Consider the following 19519-nt stretch of genomic DNA (forward strand, 5'->3'; position numbering starts at 1 on the left):
AATTATGTCACAAAGATGGCACAAAAGCAAACTGTTCAACAAGAGCAACAAAATAAAAATTACCGTACTGAGCAATTATGGGCATTTAAAGACGCTGGGCGATCCTCTTCGAGGGCTTCGCCAACGTATTTTACGCTTATTTAGTCTAGCCCTAATTCTCTTAACTGTTTGCACAGCTTGCGCCCCCCCTCCCGCAGTTGCAAAAGACCGCTCTTTTCCAGAAATGTCCCTAGAATTTTTGGGCGAGTACGAATTGCCAAAAATGAATTTTGAAGGAGTACCAGTCGGCGGTTTGTCAGGAATTACCTACGACCCCAAAGGTATTAGCGCAGTCACTTCCAAAGCTTATCGCTTTTACGCTCTTTCCGACGACCCCAGCGAAAATGGAGAAGCGAGATTTTATAGTCTCCGACTCGACCTCACATCAAGTGACCCCGGCAATATTCGTCTGAAAAAAGTTACCGTTGACGGCGTTACCTCCCTCAAAAAAGCAGACGGTGAAACCTTCTCTTGGGGTTCCATCAATCCCGAAGGCATCGCCCTTTCTCCCCGCAACTCAGTATTTGTCGCCAACGAAGGCGTCACTCATGCTGGCATCCCTCCTTTTCTCGGAGAATTCGACCTCAAAACAGGGCAAATGCGGGGAAAATTGCCGATACCAAAGCGCTATATTCCCGATACCAGCGATGAAAAACAGCAGCAAGGAGTGCTGGAAAATTTAGGTTTTGAATCTTTAAGCATTGACCCAGAAACCTTTAGTCCGGGCGGTCTCGATCCGTTTCGTTTGTTCGCAGCTACGGAAGCGCCGTTAATGCAAGATTTAGACCCAGAAAAGGAAAAGAAACTCCGTCTTTTACATTATGTCATAGTCGATAAAACGCCGCAATTAGTCTCGGAAAATCTTTACAATTTAGACCAAGTTCCCCTGACTATTTTGAACGGTTTAACAGAATTAGTAACAGTCGGTGGCGGTCAGATTCTGAGTTTAGAACGTTCTTTTGGGCTGTCGGGATACAGCGCTAGGATTTATCAATTAGCGGTTGGGGCGGCTACAGATACTTCGAGAATTCAGAGTTTTAAAGGACGAGTTGCCGTCGAACCTGTTAAAAAAAAGTTGCTGCTAGACTTAAGCGAACTCGGAATTCCGCTGTACAATTTAGAGGGAATGACCCTCGGACCGCAGTTGCCAGATGGCAGCAAAAGTGTAGTTTTGGTCAGTGACGACAATTTTGATGAAGCGCAGAAAACTCAGTTTATTTTGTTGAGTTTGAAAACCAAAAATTAGGTCAGAAGGGCGGGCTAGAAGCCCAATCCCTACTCCCCACAAGAAAAAGACTTATTATTTGTGAAATAAGCCGAAAAGCCTGTTTAGGAAAACAGTCCAATAAACTTCACTCTTTGTGGAACAGGCATCTTGCCTGTTCCTAAAAAAAATTAAATCACATTTATTCAACTATAAAATACCCTAATTATGCCAACTCGTAAGACTTTGCACTTACCAGACATCGAACTCTCCTACCTAGAATGGCCGGCAGAAACAGGGAAAGAAAAAGTTCCGCGTTTGCTGCTGTTACACGGTTTAGCAGATAGTGCGTGTGTCTGGAATAGCTTGGGCAATTATTTCTCCAACCGCTATCATATTGTAGCGCCAGATATGCGCGGTCACGGAGAGAGTAGCAAACCGAAAACAGACTATACTTTTGAAAGTGCGATCGCAGATTTAGAAGCTTTGATGGCACATCTCAACTGGCCAAACGCCCACATTTTAGGACATTCTTGGACGGGAAAACTAGCAGCGATTTGGGCGAGGCAAAATCCCGAGCGCTTTTGCAGTATGATTTTAGTAGACCCCATCTTCATCACCAAAATGCCCGCCGCGATGAAACTCACCCTGCCAATTGTTTACCGAAAATTAGACTGTCTCAAATGTGTGGGCCCGTTTGCGACTTTATCGCAAGCAGAAGCAGCAGCAAAACAATCGGGAGAATACGCAGATTGGAGTGACGTGCAGCAAATGGTATTCCAACACCAAATCGAACAAAAATCCGACGGAAGTTGGGGCAGTAAATTTGCGATTGCAGCCAGAAATCAGATATTTGCAGAAGTGATGAAAGTTGCCGGTTTAACTGAAAATATTGAGATACCGACTTTGTTTGTACAGCCGGAAAAAGGCGTAAATCGCATGGCTTGGCAAATGCAGCCATACAAGAGATACTTGAAAAATCTTACCGTTGCAAAAGTACCGGGGAATCACTGGTCTTTTTTGACTCAACCGGAAACTTTTAATCAAACTGTGGCAGATTTTTTAGAGGGTGCAAGACAGTGAATGTAGAAATTATCGCACATCGGGGATTTTCGGCGATCGCCCCGGAGAATACTTTAGCAGCTTTTGAACTGGCGATCGCCCGTGGAGCTCATTCGATCGAATTTGACATCCAGCTATCCGCCGACAACGTACCAGTAATTTTTCACGACGCCACATTAGATAGAATCACTGGAGTTTCTGGCAAAGTTAGGGAAAACACTCTGTCTCAATTGCAGACACTTAATGCGGGAAAATGGTTTAGCGATGAATTTTCACAAGAAAAAATTCCTACCTTAAAAGAATCATTAGCTATCCTCAAAAATGTTGACAAATTTCTTTACTTTGATGTCAAACCTCACTGCGAGTGGTCTGATGCAGATGTCGCGGATTTTGTCAATACTTTGAAGGGCGAAGAAATCCAACAAAAATGCGTTATTACTTCCTTTAACGATGGATTTCTGGAACAAGTGCGGCGGCTATCTGGCGATTTGGCGATCGGACACATTGTTGCTAATCTAGAAGCATACAAAACTCAATTAGCTCAAGCTGTAGCCCATCAGGATAATTTGATTAGCAGTCTGTATCGCGTGTTGCTGGAAAACCCCGCGCTAATTCAAGAAAGCCGGAGTCAGGGAGTTGACATTGTGGCGTGGACGGTGGACGATCGACCAGATATGCAAAAGTTACTTGATTTGGGTATAACGCGGATAGTCACTAATTGTTTGATATGATTTTTTTAACCGCAGATGAAGGCAGATAAACGCAGATAATAGATGAATTACTTTCGCAAAAGCATCCACGAAATGTCTGGCTATGTGCCAGGGGAACAGCCACCGCTAGGCACAAAAATTATTAAACTAAATTCTAATGAAAATCCCTATCCGCCTTCTCCCAAAGCCTTAAAAGTGCTTCAGAAAATAGACGGAGAAATGCTGCGGCGCTATCCCGATCCAACTGGCAAAGTTTTCCGCATTGCTGCTAGTAAAGTTTTTGGAGTGGCTGACGATTGGATTGTTGTAGGTAACGGCAGCGACGATTTATTAAATTTGATAGTTCGCGCTGTGGGGGAATCTGGAAAACAGATTGTTTGTCCCGCGCCAACCTATGTATTGTACCGCACTTTGGCAGCAATTCAAGATGCAGAATTTGTTGAGGTTCCTTATCCAGACGACTACAAGTTACCAGTCGATTTGCTAATAGCAGCCCAGGGTGCAGTGACATTTGTAGCTTCGCCAAACAGTCCATCGGGAACAGCCATATCTCTTGCAGATTTGGAGAAACTGGCTAAAGAGTTATTGGGCATTCTTGTGATCGACGAAGCTTATGTAGATTTCGCCGAAGAAAATGCTTTGGAATTGACAAAAAAATACAGTAATGTTATAGTTTTGAGAACGCTTTCAAAAGGTTATTCCCTCGCAGGATTGAGGCTGGGTTTTGGCATAGCAAATCCGGCACTGCTGGCAGAATTAAATAAAATCAAAGACAGCTATAATGTGGATGCTTTAGCCTATGCAGTGGGGGCGGCTGCGATCGCAGATCAAGACCACAAAATAGCCAACTCTGAAAAGATTAAGGCTTCGCGAGCAAAACTAGCTGTTAGCTTCAAGGAATTAGGCTTTGACGTTTGGCCCTCGCAAACCAACTTTTTGTTAGTTAGGCCACCAAACGGCGATGCAGAAAGAATTTATCAAACACTGAAAGTACAGGGAATATTGATTCGATACTTCAATCAGCCGCGATTGGAAGACAAATTGCGGATTAGTGTAGGTACGGAAGAACAGAATCAAATCTTAGTTAAAATTTTGAAAGAAATTATCTAAATAACGATCGCACTAAAATTATTTTCTAGTGAGGACTTTAGCCCTCTGATTTGTATGAAGACTTGCATTCCTCACTACAAACAGGTTGATTACGGATAATTATTAGGATTATCAGTCGCCAACCCTGCCGACTGAGCAATATCCAGCAATCTGTTGTCCGCCGAAACAAAAACCAGTTGAGTATCTGGCACGGAAAGGAGAGTAGATTGAACACGCAAAGCTGACGCTAATTGCACAGAATCATAAGCCCGCAGCGGGTTTTGCATCACCAGTGCGCCCGCTGTTTCTATCAAAGTGCGATCTACTTCAAGAACTTCATACTGGTTGTCAAAATCCGTGCGGAAATCTCCCATAAGTTGGTCAACCTCATCGACAGATAGACTACCCTCTCGTTGACGGCGTGAAAAAGCGCTGCATACCTCCACCCAAGTAATCTGAGAAATCGCGAGAAAGTTACCTGCTGCAGGAACAGTAATTGATTGAATCCAATTACTTCCCAATTCAGGCACATACCGTTTAACCAAAGCGCTGGTGTCTAAGAAATAGGCATTTACCATGGGCCGCGATCCTCAATAACGATTTCAGAAAGAGGTTTCCCCACTCTTCCCTTGAGTTTTTCAAACAGTTCGCGCCGCTTTTGTTCTGCGGCTGCATCTAGCTTAAACTGTTTTGTTGGCAAACCCATCAATTTTCGTACATCCATCAACGTAATCGCCTTTTCGCGATCGCCCTTGAGCTCTTCCGGCGACACTTCCGTTACAATTTTGATCTGCACAGTTTCCCCATCATTCAATGACAAAGGGCTCAGGGGACGCAAAACCCCGTTTTCGTAGATAGCAGTAATAGTTTCTGGCATAATTACCCTCTTAATTAAATGCTTTGACTTATTGTACTTTTTTTAATTACTTCGTTGCCACCACAGCCAAATTCCAAGCCAAACGCTTCATCAAAGGCAACTTCTTCAAAAACCCATCCAACCCTTCTAATCGAGAGTATTCCGGTTTCAATCTCTCTTGTTCAATGATAATTTTTTTCCAATAACGCTCCTCATTAGGATGCACTTTTTCTATTAAATAAAAGCGCAAAAAAATCCAAAGCGATGTCAGCCAAAACGTATCGTAAGCCGTCTCGGAAAACAAAGACTTGACAAAATTCACAATATTAATATCCAAAGGAGTTTCATCCTCAGTCCGCACCTCAGTAGCCATCCTGCGGTAAACATTAATCACCGGATTGTGCTTCATCGGGTCCCAAAAACAAGCTTTTCCCCCAGGCTTCAGCACGCGGTGCATTTCGCGAATTGCCTTTTCAGGTTCCGGCAAATGGTGCAGCAAATTAGAAGCGTAAACAATATCAAAACTATTATCCGGGAAATCCAGCGCCATTGCATTCACCGTGCAACCCTCTATTTTGACGCCGTTTTTCTCTGCCAATTTCAGAGCAACTTCTACCATGCCCTGAGAATAGTCGGCCGCCACACAATCCGCACCTTTTTTAGCAAAATAAACGCTATTTTCTCCCGCGCCGCAGCCTAAATCTAACAGGCGTTTGCCTGTAATATCGCCCATTTGCTGGACGATAAATCTATTTTCTGGGGCGGTACAAGCTTCAAAATAATCATTGACTCGAATGCCGTCAATATCGATTGTGGATGCCCAAGCATCGTGGAATTGCCGCTCTTTTTTTAAAGTTTCGTCTTGCATTTTTCAATAGTTGGTTATGAGGAAAAAAAAGTAATTTTAAACCGCAGATAAACCCGGAGCAAGGCAGATTAATTGAGATTTATCTGCTTCGATCTGGGTTCGTCTGCGGTTTGTTTCAAGAAAAATGGCTGACAAGAAATTTATCAGCGCTGTGCTTCTGCAACAACTTCATTTCTGATCTGAGTGGGCTGTTCGGAGGATTTTTCAGCACTATGCTGCAATGCCTGATACAGGCGATTTAAAGCGCTGATGTATGCTTCTGCGGAGGCTACGATAATGTCGGTATTTGCTGAGTGACCGGAAAATACTTTGCCTTCGTGGCGCAAGCGAATTGTTACTTCGCCGATCGCATCAATTCCTGCTGTCACCGATTGTACAGAAAACTCGATTAACTCGTTGGGTACGTTTACCACCCGGTTAATTGCCCTGTAAATCGCATCCACAGGCCCAGTGCCGATCGCAGCATCGGTCAATTCTTCCCCCGCCGGATTCCGCACAGTGACAGTTGCTGTCGGGCGAGATTTGTCGCCGCAGGAAACTTGCACCAATTCTAAGCGGAAAAGTTCCGGTGCTTGGTGCACTTCGTTATTGGCGATCGCCTCTAAATCCCAATCAGTAATCTCTTTTTTCTTGTCTGCCAAATCTTTAAACTTGACAAAAGCCTTATTTAGCTCATCGTCTGCCATTTCAAAACCCAACTCTTTCAAGCGAGTGTGAAAAGCGTGGCGGCCGGATAATTTACCCAAGACGATTTGATTTTCCGTCAAGCCGATCGACTCAGCGTCCATAATCTCGTATGTCCGCTTATTTTTCAGCACCCCGTCTTGGTGAATTCCCGACTCGTGAGCGAAAGCATTTGCTCCCACAATCGCCTTATTTGGCTGCACCAACATCCCCGTCAAATTGGAAACCAAGCGCGAGGTTTTGTAAATTTGGCGCGAGTCAATATTTGTCAGCGGTTCCTCAGAATCCGCAGGCCTGCCCAAGAAAGGATTATAATATTGGCGCCGCACGTACAGCGCCATTACCAACTCTTCCAGAGCTGCATTTCCCGCCCGTTCCCCAATCCCGTTAATCGTGCATTCTAACTGTCTGGCGCCATTTTTCACAGCTTCCAAAAAGTTAGCAACAGCCAATCCTAAGTCATTGTGACCGTGAACCGAAATAATTGCGCGATCGATATTGGGCACATTTTCCTTAATTCCCCGAATCAAAGCCCCAAACTCGCTCGGAGTCGTGTAGCCTACAGTATCGGGAATATTAACAGTAGTCGCACCGGCTGCGATCGCCCGTTCTAGAACCTGATACAAAAACTCCGGTTCCGAGCGACAAGCATCTTCCGGCGAAAACTCCACATCATCCACAAAAGACTTAGCGTAAGCCACCATTTCCGGCACAATTTCCAGAATCTCAGCCCGCGTCTTTTTCAACTTATGCTCCAAGTGAATATCAGACGTAGCCAGAAACGTATGAATTCGCGAATTTACTGCTGGTTTCAGAGCCTCTGCTGCTCTTTTAATATCCGGCTTTCTCGCCCGTGCTAAACCGCAAATTGTCGGACCATCTTCCGTGCCAACCGATCGGGCTATTTTTTGGACTGCCTCGAAATCTCCCGTGCTGGTGAAAGGGAAACCCGCTTCAATCACATCCACGCCCAATCTCGCTAACTGGCGAGCGATCGTCAGCTTTTCATCAACATTCAGAGATGCACCCGGAGATTGTTCTCCGTCCCGCAAAGTCGTATCGAAAATAATAATCCGGTCTTGACTTGGTTGAGTTTTCATAGCTCTAAAAAGTGTTTTCCTGATTTTTACTTGTCCGTTTTTCTGGATTTTAGCCTCCAGTCACCAGTCCCCTGTCTCGCGCCAATAACGAATAATTAATAACCCCTAACCCATAACTACTGACTAATGACTGCTGACTAATGACTAATGACTAATAACTAATGACTAATGACTAATAACTAATGACTACTGACTAATAATCCATCTTCTCGATATGTTCCCTAATTTCATTTAGGTCTATATACCTATCTGTAGCATTTCTTAACTCTCTAGCAATCATTCCTTCGGTTGATACCACAGTAATATGAGTATTTTTCGAGCGGAGCAGCTCGATCGCCCGCTCAAAATCCCCATCCCCGCTAAACAGCACAACTTGGTCGTATTGATCCACGGTATTAAACATATCAACCACAATTTCTATGTCTAAATTAGCCTTTTGAGAATATCTGCCCGAAGCATCGTCGTAATATTCCTTAAGAATTTTAGTGCGAACCGTGTAACCTAGACTGATCAAAGCATCTCGAAATCCCCTTTGATCTTGGGGGTCTTTCAGGCCCGTATACCAGAAAGCATTGATCAAGATGACATTCGGCTGCGAAGTTTTGAAATATTCGAGCACCCTGCGAGGATCAAAAAACCAGCCGTTCTTTTGTTGAGCGTAGAACATATTGTTCCCGTCCACAAAAATAGAAAGGCGGTTCATTAAGTTTGTCATAGAAACTTAGACCTAATAATTGTAGAAAGAAGTTAATCTAAATATCACATTTTAGCAACATGGAGCTAACTGAGGCAATAGATTAAACTTCAGAAAACTCCATCTCCCCAGTATTTCATATTTTCGGCTCTACCGCCAGAGGGTTCTTTTAAGCCTGCTTGCATTTGAGCGAGGTACCCTCAAAAAATATACGCCTAGTAACTCAATACCGGCTGCCGTGTCAAGGTTAATGGCGCCTTCAAACTACCGCGCCCACCGCCCTACCGCCAAGCAGGCATACCGAAGCGCATAGCAGTAGATTTTGCTCCCCTGATTTCATAGCGCAGAGTACCTCCGCTCAAGCCTTTTTGCTTTCAAGAGCCCAGCGAGCTAACTCTGTCCGGTTGTGCAGACCTGTTTTGCCCAGCATATTGCTGACGTGGCTTTCGATAGTCCGCTGGCTGACATTCATCACGTCTGCGATCTGGCGGTTTGCCATACCCTGGGCTAGCAACTGTACCACCTTTAACTCAGTGGGAGTCAATTCGACATTGCGGCGCGCCTTAATTTTTGGGCCACTCTCCATACCGGGATTTGAGTGGCGAATCAAGCGGGATGCTGCTTTCAGAGAAGATTCCACTTGGGCTACCAGTTCTTCTGGTTCAAAAGGCTTGACTATATAAACGTCAGCCCCAGTGCTCAAGCCTTTTACTCGGTCTGAACTTTGACCTTTTGCGGACAAGAAAAGAACCGGAATCCAGTTAGTGCGAGGGTCTTCTCTGATGTGTTTGACTAAAGTGTAGCCGTCCATTTCCGGCATCATCACATCGCAGATAATCAAGTCGGGAACTTCTAGTTCTAGTTTTTCCAGAGCGTCTCTGCCGTTTTCTGCTGTAATGACGTTGTAACCCCGAAACTCCAAGTAGTCCTTGACGAGCAAGATCAAGTTGGGGTCGTCGTCAACCAGCATCAGCCGTTTTTGCTCTCCTGAATTATTGTCCTTTGTCATGTTTATTCCCGCTAAAGTATCCCGCACGCTTCCTTGTTTTCACTTCTGTTTTTTCCGTCAGTCCCCCGCCACCCGGCTGGGGGTGGAGGACGACGGTCGGCTGAAGGGATGGCGGTGAGGGAAAGCGGGGCGGGTATTACCGCTTTCCAACCTATAATTGAGGGCTGTTCGTGAGTGTCTTACAACCTGGAATGCAGCCCAAACCTGTAATTCACGATCGCCCTATCAAGATCAGCCTTGATTGATTGGAAACTCCCTAACAGAGCCCAAGTTAAATATTTAATCTCGATCGGTTCAATTTCAGGTTAATGCCCCGGTTTTAAATGGTACTTCTGATATAGAGAAATTTAAGCAGACTCCCTACTTACGTATTTAACTGTTTCTAGTGTAGTTTGGCAACCTGCTTAGTGTCTGCCACTGAGAAATTTTTGCACAAAATTTCACAGTTCCTCGGATCGATTTTTTTTACTGTACCTTTTGAGAAACACAAGGAACACGGGAAGCCGCACAAGGAAGACAAGAACCTAACTACAGTTTTATTGAACTGTAGCAGGTGCGATCGCCCGGACGCCAAACTGTCTCAAATTCTCACCCTTAACCTTAAATTTAACACTTTACCTATAACCCTGTACTTTAAACAGCGCTACACTTAAATGTTTGGCTCCGCCTCACGAGGCGCAGGCAAAGGATGAGTCAAGAAAGCGTATTCTTGAACTACCTTTGAGTTTAGGAGATGTTCCTGAATAATTCTCTCAATGACGGGTGGAGTAACGTCGCGATACCACACTCCGTCTGGATAGACTACCATAATCGGGCCAGACGCGCATACTCGCAGGCAATTGGCTTTCGTGCGAAAGACGCAGGTTGGTCGAGTGGCACTTGGCTTGTCCAACCCCAATTCTTGCAAGCGTTTTTTTAAGTAATTCCACGCCTCCAGACTGGTTTGCCGATCGCAGCACTTGGGCACGGTTTGGTCGGCACAAATAAAAATATGCCGCTCGATTTGAGCGATTCCCAGGCTTTGGACGCAAGCGCTCAAGCCTTGGCTGCAAGATTCCTCGTTATTTTCTGTCATTGTCTTCATCAATCAAAAGTAATTGGTTAGCGGTCTAAAGTCATCACCATAGCCCCCACTCCCACCTCTCCTTGCCTCCAACTCATGCTCGGTTCGGGAACCCGTACTGACAACTAAGTTGCGATCGACCCTGACTAAAGCTAAATTAGCACTCAGGAGTCGAGAGTGCTAATATGTCAGTTGTAAGTAGTCCGCTGTTGCTTTCATCGTGACCCCTGACGACTGACTCACGACAATCTGTAATCTGGAGATTTATTTATGGCAGCAGTATCACTGAGTGTTTCTACCGTTAAACCGTTAGGCGAGCGCGTGTTCGTAAAAGTAAGCGCTAGCGAAGAAAAAACCGCCGGCGGCATCCTTCTGCCCGACACAGCGAAAGAAAAGCCCCAAGTAGGCGAAGTCGCGGCCGTGGGCCCTGGCAAGCGCAATGACGACGGCAGCCGCACTGAAATGGAAGTCAAAGTCGGCGACAAAGTTCTCTACTCGAAATACGCCGGCACCGACATCAAACTCGGCACAGACGAATACGTCTTGCTTGCAGAAAAAGACATTCTGGCGATCGTTAACTAATTAATCATTAGTCATCAGTCCTTAGTCATCAGTCATTAGTTTAAAGCGAACGCCGCCAAACAACTAATGACACGGGACAAATGACTAAAATCCATCATCCCCAATCCAAAATCTTAAACCCTCTCATCCCCAAAAACTATGGCTAAGCGTATCATCTACAACGAAAATGCACGTCGCGCCCTCGAACGCGGTATGGACATTTTGGCCGAAGCAGTGGCCGTAACCCTCGGCCCCAAAGGCCGTAACGTGGTTCTAGAAAAGAAATTCGGAGCTCCTCAGATCGTTAATGACGGTGTTACCATCGCCAAAGAAATCGAACTAGAAGACCACGTAGAAAATACAGGCGTTGCCCTGATCCGTCAAGCAGCTTCCAAAACCAACGACGCAGCAGGCGACGGTACCACAACAGCTACCGTTTTGGCTCACGCAATGGTCAAAGAAGGTCTGCGGAACGTAGCAGCCGGCGCAAATGCGATCGCCCTCAAGCGCGGTGTTGACAAAGCAACCACGTTTTTGGTAGAAAAAATTGCCGAACACGCCAAACAAGTAGAAGATTCCAAAGCCATCGCTCAAGTCGGCTCCATCTCTGCTGGTAACGACGATGAAGTCGGCCAAATGATTGCTAACGCAATGGACAAGGTGGGCAAGGAAGGCGTGATTTCCCTGGAAGAAGGGAAGTCTATGACCACCGAATTGGAAATCACCGAAGGGATGCGCTTCGATAAAGGCTACATTTCTCCCTACTTCGTCACCGACACTGAGCGGATGGAAGCGATTCTAGAAGAACCCTTCATCTTGCTGACAGACAAGAAAATCGCTTTGGTACAAGATTTAGTACCCGTGCTCGAACAAGTAGCTCGTTCCGGCCGCCCGCTGTTGATCATTGCAGAAGACATTGAGAAAGAAGCTCTAGCTACCCTCGTTGTCAACAAACTGCGCGGTGTGTTGAACGTGACTGCTGTTAAAGCACCTGGTTTTGGCGATCGACGCAAAGCCATGTTAGAAGATATCGCCGTATTGACCGGCGGTCAACTAATCACCGAAGATGCCGGTTTGAAACTGGAAAATACCAAGCTCGACATGATCGGCAAAGCCCGCCGCATCACCATCACCAAAGACAGCACCACAATTGTTGCCGAAGGTAACGAAGCTGCGGTCAAGTCCCGCTGCGAACAAATTCGCCGTCAAATGGACGAAACCGAGTCTTCCTACGACAAAGAAAAGCTGCAAGAACGTTTGGCCAAATTGGCTGGCGGCGTCGCAGTGATCAAAGTCGGCGCGGCTACCGAAACAGAAATGAAGGATCGCAAACTGCGTTTGGAAGATGCGATTAACGCTACCAAAGCTGCAGTAGAAGAAGGAATTGTCCCCGGTGGCGGTACAACTTTGGCTCACCTAACTCCTCAATTGGAAGAGTGGGCTAACAGCAGCCTGAAGGGCGAAGAATTGACCGGTGCATTGATTGTGGCACGGGCTCTGGCTGCTCCTCTGAAGCGGATTGCTGAAAACGCTGGTTTGAATGGCGCTGTGATTGCTGAGCGCGTCAAAGAAAAGCCGTTCAACGTTGGTTTCAACGCAGCGACAAATGAGTTTGTCGATATGTTTGAAGCTGGTATTGTTGACCCTGCGAAGGTGACTCGTTCTGCTCTGCAAAATGCAGCATCTATTGCTGGTATGGTGCTGACAACCGAGTGCATCGTCGTTGACAAGCCTGAACCGAAGGATGGCGCTGCTGCTGCTGGCGCTGGCGGCGGCATGGGTGGCGGCGACTTCGATTACTAATTAATCGATCGTTTGATGGGGCGGGCTCTAGGGCCCGCCTTTTTCATAATGACCTGTGTACTGGTAATGACAGCTAAATTTTTTTTAGGGCCTGACTGATATACTAAGAATTATTGAGTATCCGTAAAGCGATCGCATCGCAAGAGGTCAGGTAAATGTCAGCCACTATCACAATTACTCCCAGTGAAATTCGGCAGATATTTCAGCCGCGCAGGTCTAGCGCTTCACAGTTTTGGGAATTGACTCAAAAAGCAAACAATTTAGCTGTAATAATTGACGCTCGTTGGGAGCAGATTCCCCCTGAAACGAGAGAATTACTCAAAATTTTTGCCTATGCCTTAATTGAACCTCATCAAGGGATTAAGGGATTTTTTATAGAACTTTTACGTCGTTTTTCTTTGGCTATTATTTTACCTTGGATTGCACTTAAAGGTGAATTTGATAGTTATGTAGCTTATAAGAATGCTTTTGACAGACTTGTTAATGCGATTTTGAGTGGAGTTGAACGCGAAGATCTGGCTTATCAAAAAGCACTATCTGAAGCAATAGAAGAGGCTTTTACAGATTGGGAAAATAGTAAAGATATGAGTGCGGAGGAAGCGTGTGAACGACTCAGGCAAATTTCAGATCAAGCTTTTAACGAACTTTGAAAAAACGCAGCAAAAACTGCTCCGCGATCGATATCGCAAAAATCCACAAGGAAAAGCGGAATTTGTCGCCCTTATTGAAAAATTTATCAAAATTTTGAGTATTGAACCTCGTCCTCGTCCACCTTTAGGACATTTGGAGCAGTGGCCTAAAGGCACTAGCCGTGATGGATGGGAATTGTGGAAATTAGAATTTAAAATGCCTCAAATTTCTAGTGGAGAAGCAGGACAAGGGCGACTTATATATCTCATCAATTGTATTGAAAAAAAAGTGGGATTTATATGGATTTACACGCACGCAGAATTTGAAAAACGCCCACCGGATCAGAATCTAAAGCGTTTATTGCTCGAAATTATGGATAATTATGAAGTTTCAGATAAAAGTAACAACTTAGCCGACAGTGGAGACGGTGAAACTGGAGAGGACAAAGTTGGAGAGAATAAATCAAATGAGAGTTAAGGTGCACAATCAAAATGTGGCTTTTATTACCTTTGAATAACCAGGCACACCAATTATGAAACTTTATCACACTCCCATTTCCACCAACTCCCGCCGCGTGTGGGTTGCCCTTTTAGAAAAAAACCTCGATTTTGAATTAATAGAAATCCACTTAGACGGCGATCACTTGCAGTCTGAATTTGTGGCAATCAATCCTTTTCACCGCATCCCTGTTTTGGTCGATGATGGCTTCACCGTCTTCGAGTCTCTGGCAATTCTTGACTATCTAGAAACGAAGTATCCCGAACCGGCAATGCTCCCGAAAGAACCGCAAGATTTGGCAGTTGTGAAAATGGTAGAATTGGTCACGATTAACGAACTTGGGCCGGCCCTTTCCCCCCTCATCAGCGAAAAAATGGGCTGGGGGAATCCTGAACCTCAAGCAATAAAAAAGGCGAAGGAAAAAGTCAATACTGTGCTGGCATTTTTTGAAGGTTTGTTGGACGATCGCCCTTTTTTCGGTAGCAACAATGTGACGTTTGCCGAGTGCACTGCCGGTACCGTCGTGCCTTTGCTGTCGTCGCAGGTTGGTGTATCCATAGACGGTTATCCAAAAATTCAAGCTTGGTGCGATCGACTGCTTGTCCGCCCCTCATGGCAGCAAACTCAATTCACCGAGGCAGATTTGGCGGCTTTCGCATCTCGAAGACAAAAGTTTCTGGCACAATCTGAAGCCTAATGAACTAATCAACTCTCAAGCGATCGCTCTTTTTCCTAGCTATTTTCGCCAGCATCCAAATTCCCATTGCAGCAATGGGGCAGCCCGCCGCCCGATCGAACTACGAAGCAATTAACGCTAAACACTTCCTTGCCGATCGCAAAATTACCGTCTCCAATCCCAAAGATATCGCAGCAAAACTCTTTATTCTCGATGAAGAATCTGAAGGCAGAAAAAGCGACCAAATTTCGGTTGAATATCCCACGCGAGAAACAGCGGTAATTGTCCAAACCGTCGTCGGTTTAGCTGACGATTCTGTTGCCGGAATGCCGCACCGCATCGAACTCAGACTCAGGCAAAATAAGTGGGAAATTGTCTGGATTGGCCGACAATCGAAGTGTCAACCAAATCGCGGAGACCAAGATTGGGCAAGCGGCCGCTGTCAGTAGAAAGGTCGATCGGCTTTTTGCTTAAATTCATTCATCCCGCGTGGGTTGCGAGGAACCAAGCTAGGACTTGACGCTAGTCACGAAAAACAGACGCACAGAAAGATTCGCTACCCCTGCTTCCCGATAGAAATAAGTTATTCATTCGTAAGCCCCAGAAGCAGTCTGGGCTCGGCGTTGTTCCCTGGCTGCGCGACAATCTTAAAACTATTTTTGGTGTCGATCGCTCTTTTAGTCAAAAAGAGCGATCGAACTCACAAGTTTACTTACACATGATCAAATTTCCAGCCGAGATGAATCCGGCCACAGGGGCTGAAATCTCAACCCAATTGCGGTCTTCTCCATTCTTATCTTTCACTAACTGGAAATTCGGCACAAGCGTTACTTGACCGTTAGCTGCCACACCGCCTTTAACCACAGAAGTCTTGGAAGGCTCGGTGCGGATAGCTAGACCCCTCGGCGCTACGCGAGGTTCTACTTGGCGGCACAGACTTACGGGACCCGTTGCAGGTGCAGGCGCTGGTGCAGGCGCTGGTGCTGGCGCTGGTGCTGGCGCTGGTGCTGGTGCTGGTGCGGGCGCTGGTGCTGGTGCTGGTGCAGGCGCTGGTGCAGGCGCTGGTGCTGGTGCTGGTGCCGGTGCTGGTGCTGGTGCCGGTGCAGGACTTGGAGTCCGTGCCGGTGCAGGTGTCGCAGCAGGTGCAGGACTTGGACTCGGTGTCGGTGCAGGTGTCGCAGCAGGGGCCGGTGCAGGTGTCGCAGCAGGTGCCGGTGCTGGTGCCGGACTAGGGGAAGTTTGACTAATTGTGCTTGCTGTCGTGCACGAACCTAAATTAGCCTCGTTGTTGGGGTATCCGCTAGCTACATACCCTTTTACGGGAGCGGTAATTGGAATCCAGAGGCGGCCGTCGGAGGCTTTAACTGAAGTAGCGCCCTGGGAGAGCGTTACCTGAGTGTTAATTGGTACACCGCCAACTCTAGGGGATTTGGGGTCTGGGTTCTGGCGAACGGTCAAACCTTCTTTGGGAGTGACTTTGCGGCAAGTGTTGCCAGCTTGGGCTATTTGAAAGGTGGCGCTATTTTCAAATGAACTATTTTCAGCATCCTGACGGGCAGTGGATGTTGATGGGGTGGCAACATTTGCCGCATTTGCTTGCAAACTTCCGGCTGCGATCGCGATCGCGCCCAGCAATGCAGCGGGTTTGTTCCAGTAACTCAAGTTTTTCATCCGTTCAACTCCTCATCTGATCAAAACTATTATCTTTATTGCAGGTCAATATAGCAAAAAAATCGATTTGTCTTCCAGGAAAAAGCTCTACATAACATTTTTTATGCCTGTAAGTCAAGTTTTATCTATATAATTTATTTTTTGCTGAGAGTTAAGCCAACAAAAATTAAGCTGCTGCGCCTATAAATTGCTCGTTATGGCAGAGCGGGGGAGGGGGAGAAGACGAGAGGGGGAAAGCGGGAGAGTAAGGGAGTGGGAAAGTCAACTGTCAAAAGTTAACTGTTAACTATTTAAATGGGTGAGAGTTTACTAGGAATGCAAGTCATTTGTTGTCCGTCAAGATCTTGTCAGGTGTTCGTTAAACCATTTAGCTGCCAGTTGTTGCAGTTGAGTAATATTTTTCTGCATTTCCGGTGAATTCTTGGCAGCTTCGAGAGCGAGATGGTGCTTGAGATCCTCCAAGATTCTGAGTGACAGGCGATTGGTGCGATCGACCCCATCGTCCTAGTCGGGTGCCGCAAGCCGCATACAGTTCTTCGATCTCGCTGGCATAACTCAAATGTCGATCGCACCTTACTTAAAATTGCGGCAAACAGCGCAAATCGCTAGCATTGACCCGATGGGTGGCCTCAATTTGATAAAATCTTCCAAAACGGAAACCAATGGGCTTTAGGCAGGGTTGTGTTTTTGTGGCTAAAGCCGCCGCGCGATCGGCCAACTACAGTTGCTGTAGCTGTTTCCAAACAGTTTTGTTCCTGTGGAGACATTTCCATTAAGGATTCTAGTCGCAGCAACGCCGGCTTGTAGTTCCTCGACTTCGGGTGGCCTTGGTTCTGGCTCTTAAGTAAGGAACTTGGATGGTTTCTTTATATTTACTCGCTGACGCTTTACTTTGCCTGCTGCGGTTCGATCACCTGTCTGTTTAAAGATACAAAAGGCAGGTTGAGCCAACAAAATAGACAACCCGCACAAAACCTCCGAACAAAACCAGCCCGCTCAAATTAGAAACCAAATATTGGTGCAATTTCTGATTTAATTATATTGATATAGCAACCGCACTCGACAGTTAGAACGTTTTTTCTTGCTGAAACTAATGAGGTAGGTTCCTTCTGAAGGGGAGCATATTAATGAGAGTAAAAATCCTTTTTTGTGCGTGCGAGCTTCCCGCTCGCACGCACAAGAAAAGTAAAAGCACAACTGAGATTCTCTCTTCTTCTTTCTCTCTTAGATAGCTCAAGCTTTCTTCCTTCTGCTATACAATGACCAAAACGTTAAATATTTTTGCAGTGACAAAAACTACTAACAAAAAAGACGGCAAATCCTCTAAGTATCCCTTTGACGGTCTATCTTTAGACGATCGCAATCCCGACTTCATTGAGCTTTTGTTGCCAATCTGGGAATGGCTGTACCGCTACTATTTTCGCGTACAAAGCGACGGCTGGCACCACGTACCCGCGAACGGAAAAATGCTCGTTGTCGGTTCTCACAACGGGGGAATAGCCGCTCCAGATATGTTTATGTTCCTCTACGAATGGTTTCGCAGGTACGGCACGGAACGCTTGGCCTACGGATTGATGCACCCGACGATTTGGCAAGTTTCTCCTGATATTGCTAGCATGGCGGTTCAGTGTGGAGCCCTCAAGGCACATCCGAAAATGGCGATCGCAGCTTTGCGGAAAAATGCCGCAGTTCTCGTCTATCCGGGCGGCGCCCAAGATGTTTTTCGCCCCCACCATTTGCGCGATCGAATCTACTTTGCGGGACGCAAGGGATTTATCAAATTAGCATTGAGAGAAGAAGTGCCAATTGTACCGATTGTATCGCACGGTGCACACGATACTTTGATAGTTTTGGCAGATTTGTACGAACAAGTTAAGCAATTGCATGAATGGGGGATGCCGTGGTTGTTGGGCATCGATCCGGTGGTTTTTCCGGTGTATTTGGGATTGCCTTGGGGATTGAGTATTGGGCCTTTGCCAAACTTGCCTTTACCCGTGCAAATTCGGACTCGCGTGTGCGAACCGATTGTATTTGAGAGGTACGGTTCGGAGGCGGCGCGCGATCGCGATTATGTTGATGCTTGTTTCGATCGAGTTACCGCCCAAATGCAAGAACAATTAGATTGTTTGGCTGGGAATTGAGAATTGCACAAGTCTATATTAGTCTAGGATGCAGAAACCGATTTTTTTACCACAATATAGCGTAAAGCGCGAGAGGTATGGGTAAAAAATCCGGTTTCTTGAGTTTGGTAGCTAAGTCCTAACTACAAATAATTTGTGAAATAAATTATTAAATTTATTTCACAAAGCGACAAGAGGGGTACGAAATTGTATTTTACCCATCTTATTACGTGAAATACCAGAAAACCGCAGTCAAAAAGATCACGCTTTTTATCATGCAGGTTTGAGCAGACATAATATCAGCTTAAATAAACGTAGCTGAAAAGAGTTTCATTTGCGTTTATCTCCCTTCATCGGTACTGAAAAAATAGAATTGGCAAAAATAACCTGATTCTGTATAAACTCTTTATTTTAATTCCGCCTTCTGACTTCCGGTGACTAATTGCCCGATCGCCTTAAGCGCAATACTGGGAGAAAAAAGTACCGTCGGCGACTCAATCATGTGCAGAACTTCCAAAAAAGCTTGACAAACTTTAGCATCTCTGACGAGCAGTTTTAACACCAGATCCATGTAATCAATTGTCAGCCTCGTAGCGAGGTTTAGTTTTGCACCTTCACTTCCCGGATAGCGAGAATCCTGACTGATGGCAAATATCCAGGGAATAGTGTGTATTTTTGCTAGTTTTTGTTGAAATTGTCGTGCAAAGCCTGTTAAATCGCCCTCTGGATACTGCTTTCTTTGCTTTTGCAAACATTCATCTAGCATCTGAGCATCCAGCGCAGCAACCGTCATTCCCTGTCCGTATATCGGGTTAAAAGCGCAAACTGCATGACCGATAATTATTAAGTTTTCAGGGTAACGAGGGAGCCGCTCGTAGTGGCGCAAACGGTTTTCTGTACCTCGATAACTATAAACAGGTGTTATCGCTTCTGCGTCTTTAATTGCATCATAAATTGTCGGGGTTGGCAAAGTGCGGGCAAATTCTAGAAAACCTGCTTCGTCTGCGGGCGGATAATCGCGATCGCCCCCGATGAGAAGCACCTGCCAGCGATTGCCTTCGATCGGAAAAATTGCACCGCCACGGGTGCGAAATGGCGGTGCGGTTGGGGAGCATCCCGCTTTTTAACTAAGCAGAAATACTGAGTTTAATGTGGTTATTTAAATATGCACACCTGAGTCTT

At 45.9% G+C, this 19519-nt stretch carries 20 protein-coding genes; 11 read left to right on the forward strand and 9 right to left on the reverse strand.

Annotated elements, in window-relative coordinates:
* Positions 1–4: 4 nt before the first annotated feature.
* From QUB33_RS16990 to hisC, 4 genes are all read left to right on the forward strand, one after another.
* Positions 5–1285, forward strand: a complete 1281-nt coding sequence (locus QUB33_RS16990) for an esterase-like activity of phytase family protein (protein WP_333351752.1) — start codon at positions 5–7, stop codon at positions 1283–1285.
* A gap of 186 nt (positions 1286–1471) precedes the next feature.
* On the forward strand, positions 1472–2326 hold the full coding sequence (locus QUB33_RS16995) for an alpha/beta hydrolase (RefSeq protein WP_333351754.1): 855 nt from the start codon (positions 1472–1474) through the stop codon (positions 2324–2326).
* Positions 2323–3036, forward strand: coding sequence for a glycerophosphodiester phosphodiesterase family protein (locus QUB33_RS17000; RefSeq protein WP_333351757.1), 714 nt, complete (start codon positions 2323–2325; stop codon positions 3034–3036). The genes QUB33_RS16995 and QUB33_RS17000 overlap by 4 nt, the downstream gene beginning before the upstream one ends.
* A gap of 42 nt (positions 3037–3078) precedes the next feature.
* Positions 3079–4125, forward strand: coding sequence for a histidinol-phosphate transaminase (gene hisC, locus QUB33_RS17005; RefSeq protein ID WP_333351759.1), 1047 nt, complete (start codon positions 3079–3081; stop codon positions 4123–4125).
* Positions 4126–4214: 89 nt separating this feature from the next.
* Here hisC and QUB33_RS17010 read toward each other — a convergent pair whose 3' ends face one another.
* The 7 genes from QUB33_RS17010 to QUB33_RS17040 form a co-directional block, all read right to left on the reverse strand.
* Positions 4215–4682, reverse strand: coding sequence for a type II toxin-antitoxin system VapC family toxin (locus tag QUB33_RS17010; protein WP_333351761.1), 468 nt, complete (start codon positions 4680–4682; stop codon positions 4215–4217).
* On the reverse strand, positions 4676–4981 hold the full coding sequence (locus tag QUB33_RS17015) for an antitoxin family protein (RefSeq protein ID WP_333351763.1): 306 nt from the start codon (positions 4979–4981) through the stop codon (positions 4676–4678). Before QUB33_RS17015 ends, QUB33_RS17010 begins: the two co-directional genes overlap by 7 nt.
* 46 nt (positions 4982–5027) lie before the next feature.
* Positions 5028–5828 (reverse strand): class I SAM-dependent methyltransferase, encoded by an 801-nt coding sequence (locus tag QUB33_RS17020; RefSeq protein ID WP_333140383.1) that lies wholly within the window; start codon positions 5826–5828, stop codon positions 5028–5030.
* 143 nt (positions 5829–5971) lie between these two features.
* A complete protein-coding gene (locus QUB33_RS17025) occupies positions 5972–7612 on the reverse strand; it encodes a 2-isopropylmalate synthase (protein WP_333351765.1) in 1641 nt (546 codons plus the stop codon).
* Between the two features lie 193 nt (positions 7613–7805).
* Positions 7806–8327: a LabA-like NYN domain-containing protein gene (locus tag QUB33_RS17030; RefSeq protein WP_006633075.1), complete on the reverse strand. Its 522-nt coding sequence runs from the start codon at positions 8325–8327 to the stop codon at positions 7806–7808.
* A gap of 337 nt (positions 8328–8664) precedes the next feature.
* Positions 8665–9315, reverse strand: coding sequence for a response regulator transcription factor (locus QUB33_RS17035; protein WP_333351767.1), 651 nt, complete (start codon positions 9313–9315; stop codon positions 8665–8667).
* Between the two features lie 649 nt (positions 9316–9964).
* Positions 9965–10390 carry a ferredoxin gene (locus tag QUB33_RS17040; protein WP_333061726.1) on the reverse strand — a complete coding sequence of 142 codons (426 nt, stop codon included), beginning with the start codon at positions 10388–10390 and terminating at the stop codon, positions 9965–9967.
* Positions 10391–10648: 258 nt separating this feature from the next.
* Between QUB33_RS17040 and groES the strand changes: the two genes are divergently transcribed.
* The 6 genes from groES (at position 10649) to QUB33_RS17070 (ending at position 14995) form a co-directional block, all read left to right on the forward strand.
* A complete protein-coding gene (gene groES, locus QUB33_RS17045) occupies positions 10649–10960 on the forward strand; it encodes a co-chaperone GroES (RefSeq protein WP_006633072.1) in 312 nt (103 codons plus the stop codon).
* Positions 10961–11098: 138 nt separating this feature from the next.
* Positions 11099–12742: a chaperonin GroEL gene (groL, locus tag QUB33_RS17050; protein WP_015174510.1), complete on the forward strand. Its 1644-nt coding sequence runs from the start codon at positions 11099–11101 to the stop codon at positions 12740–12742.
* 155 nt (positions 12743–12897) lie between these two features.
* Positions 12898–13392 carry a hypothetical protein gene (locus tag QUB33_RS17055; RefSeq protein WP_333351770.1) on the forward strand — a complete coding sequence of 165 codons (495 nt, stop codon included), beginning with the start codon at positions 12898–12900 and terminating at the stop codon, positions 13390–13392.
* The gene (locus QUB33_RS17060) at positions 13346–13849 is read left to right on the forward strand and encodes a hypothetical protein (RefSeq protein ID WP_333351772.1); all 504 of its coding nucleotides are present in this window, start codon (positions 13346–13348) and stop codon (positions 13847–13849) included. Before QUB33_RS17055 ends, QUB33_RS17060 begins: the two co-directional genes overlap by 47 nt.
* A gap of 55 nt (positions 13850–13904) precedes the next feature.
* Entirely contained in the window at positions 13905–14567 is a 663-nt protein-coding gene (locus tag QUB33_RS17065; RefSeq protein ID WP_333351774.1) for a glutathione S-transferase family protein, read from the forward strand.
* 74 nt (positions 14568–14641) lie between these two features.
* A complete protein-coding gene (locus QUB33_RS17070) occupies positions 14642–14995 on the forward strand; it encodes a hypothetical protein (protein WP_333351776.1) in 354 nt (117 codons plus the stop codon).
* 259 nt (positions 14996–15254) lie between these two features.
* On the opposite strand, the gene QUB33_RS17075 is transcribed toward QUB33_RS17070, so the two are convergent.
* On the reverse strand, positions 15255–16217 hold the full coding sequence (locus QUB33_RS17075; RefSeq protein WP_333351778.1) for an SH3 domain-containing protein: 963 nt from the start codon (positions 16215–16217) through the stop codon (positions 15255–15257).
* A 1259-nt stretch (positions 16218–17476) separates the two neighbouring features.
* Between QUB33_RS17075 and QUB33_RS17080 the strand changes: the two genes are divergently transcribed.
* The gene (locus tag QUB33_RS17080) at positions 17477–18358 is read left to right on the forward strand and encodes a lysophospholipid acyltransferase family protein (protein WP_333351780.1); all 882 of its coding nucleotides are present in this window, start codon (positions 17477–17479) and stop codon (positions 18356–18358) included.
* 385 nt (positions 18359–18743) lie between these two features.
* On the opposite strand, the gene QUB33_RS17085 is transcribed toward QUB33_RS17080, so the two are convergent.
* On the reverse strand, positions 18744–19379 hold the full coding sequence (locus tag QUB33_RS17085; protein WP_333351782.1) for a hypothetical protein: 636 nt from the start codon (positions 19377–19379) through the stop codon (positions 18744–18746).
* Between the last annotated feature and the right edge of the window lie 140 nt (positions 19380–19519).

Origin of the sequence: Microcoleus sp. B3-A4 (assembly GCF_036705385.1) — a bacterium.
Classification (GTDB): Bacteria; Cyanobacteriota; Cyanobacteriia; order Cyanobacteriales; family Microcoleaceae; genus Microcoleus.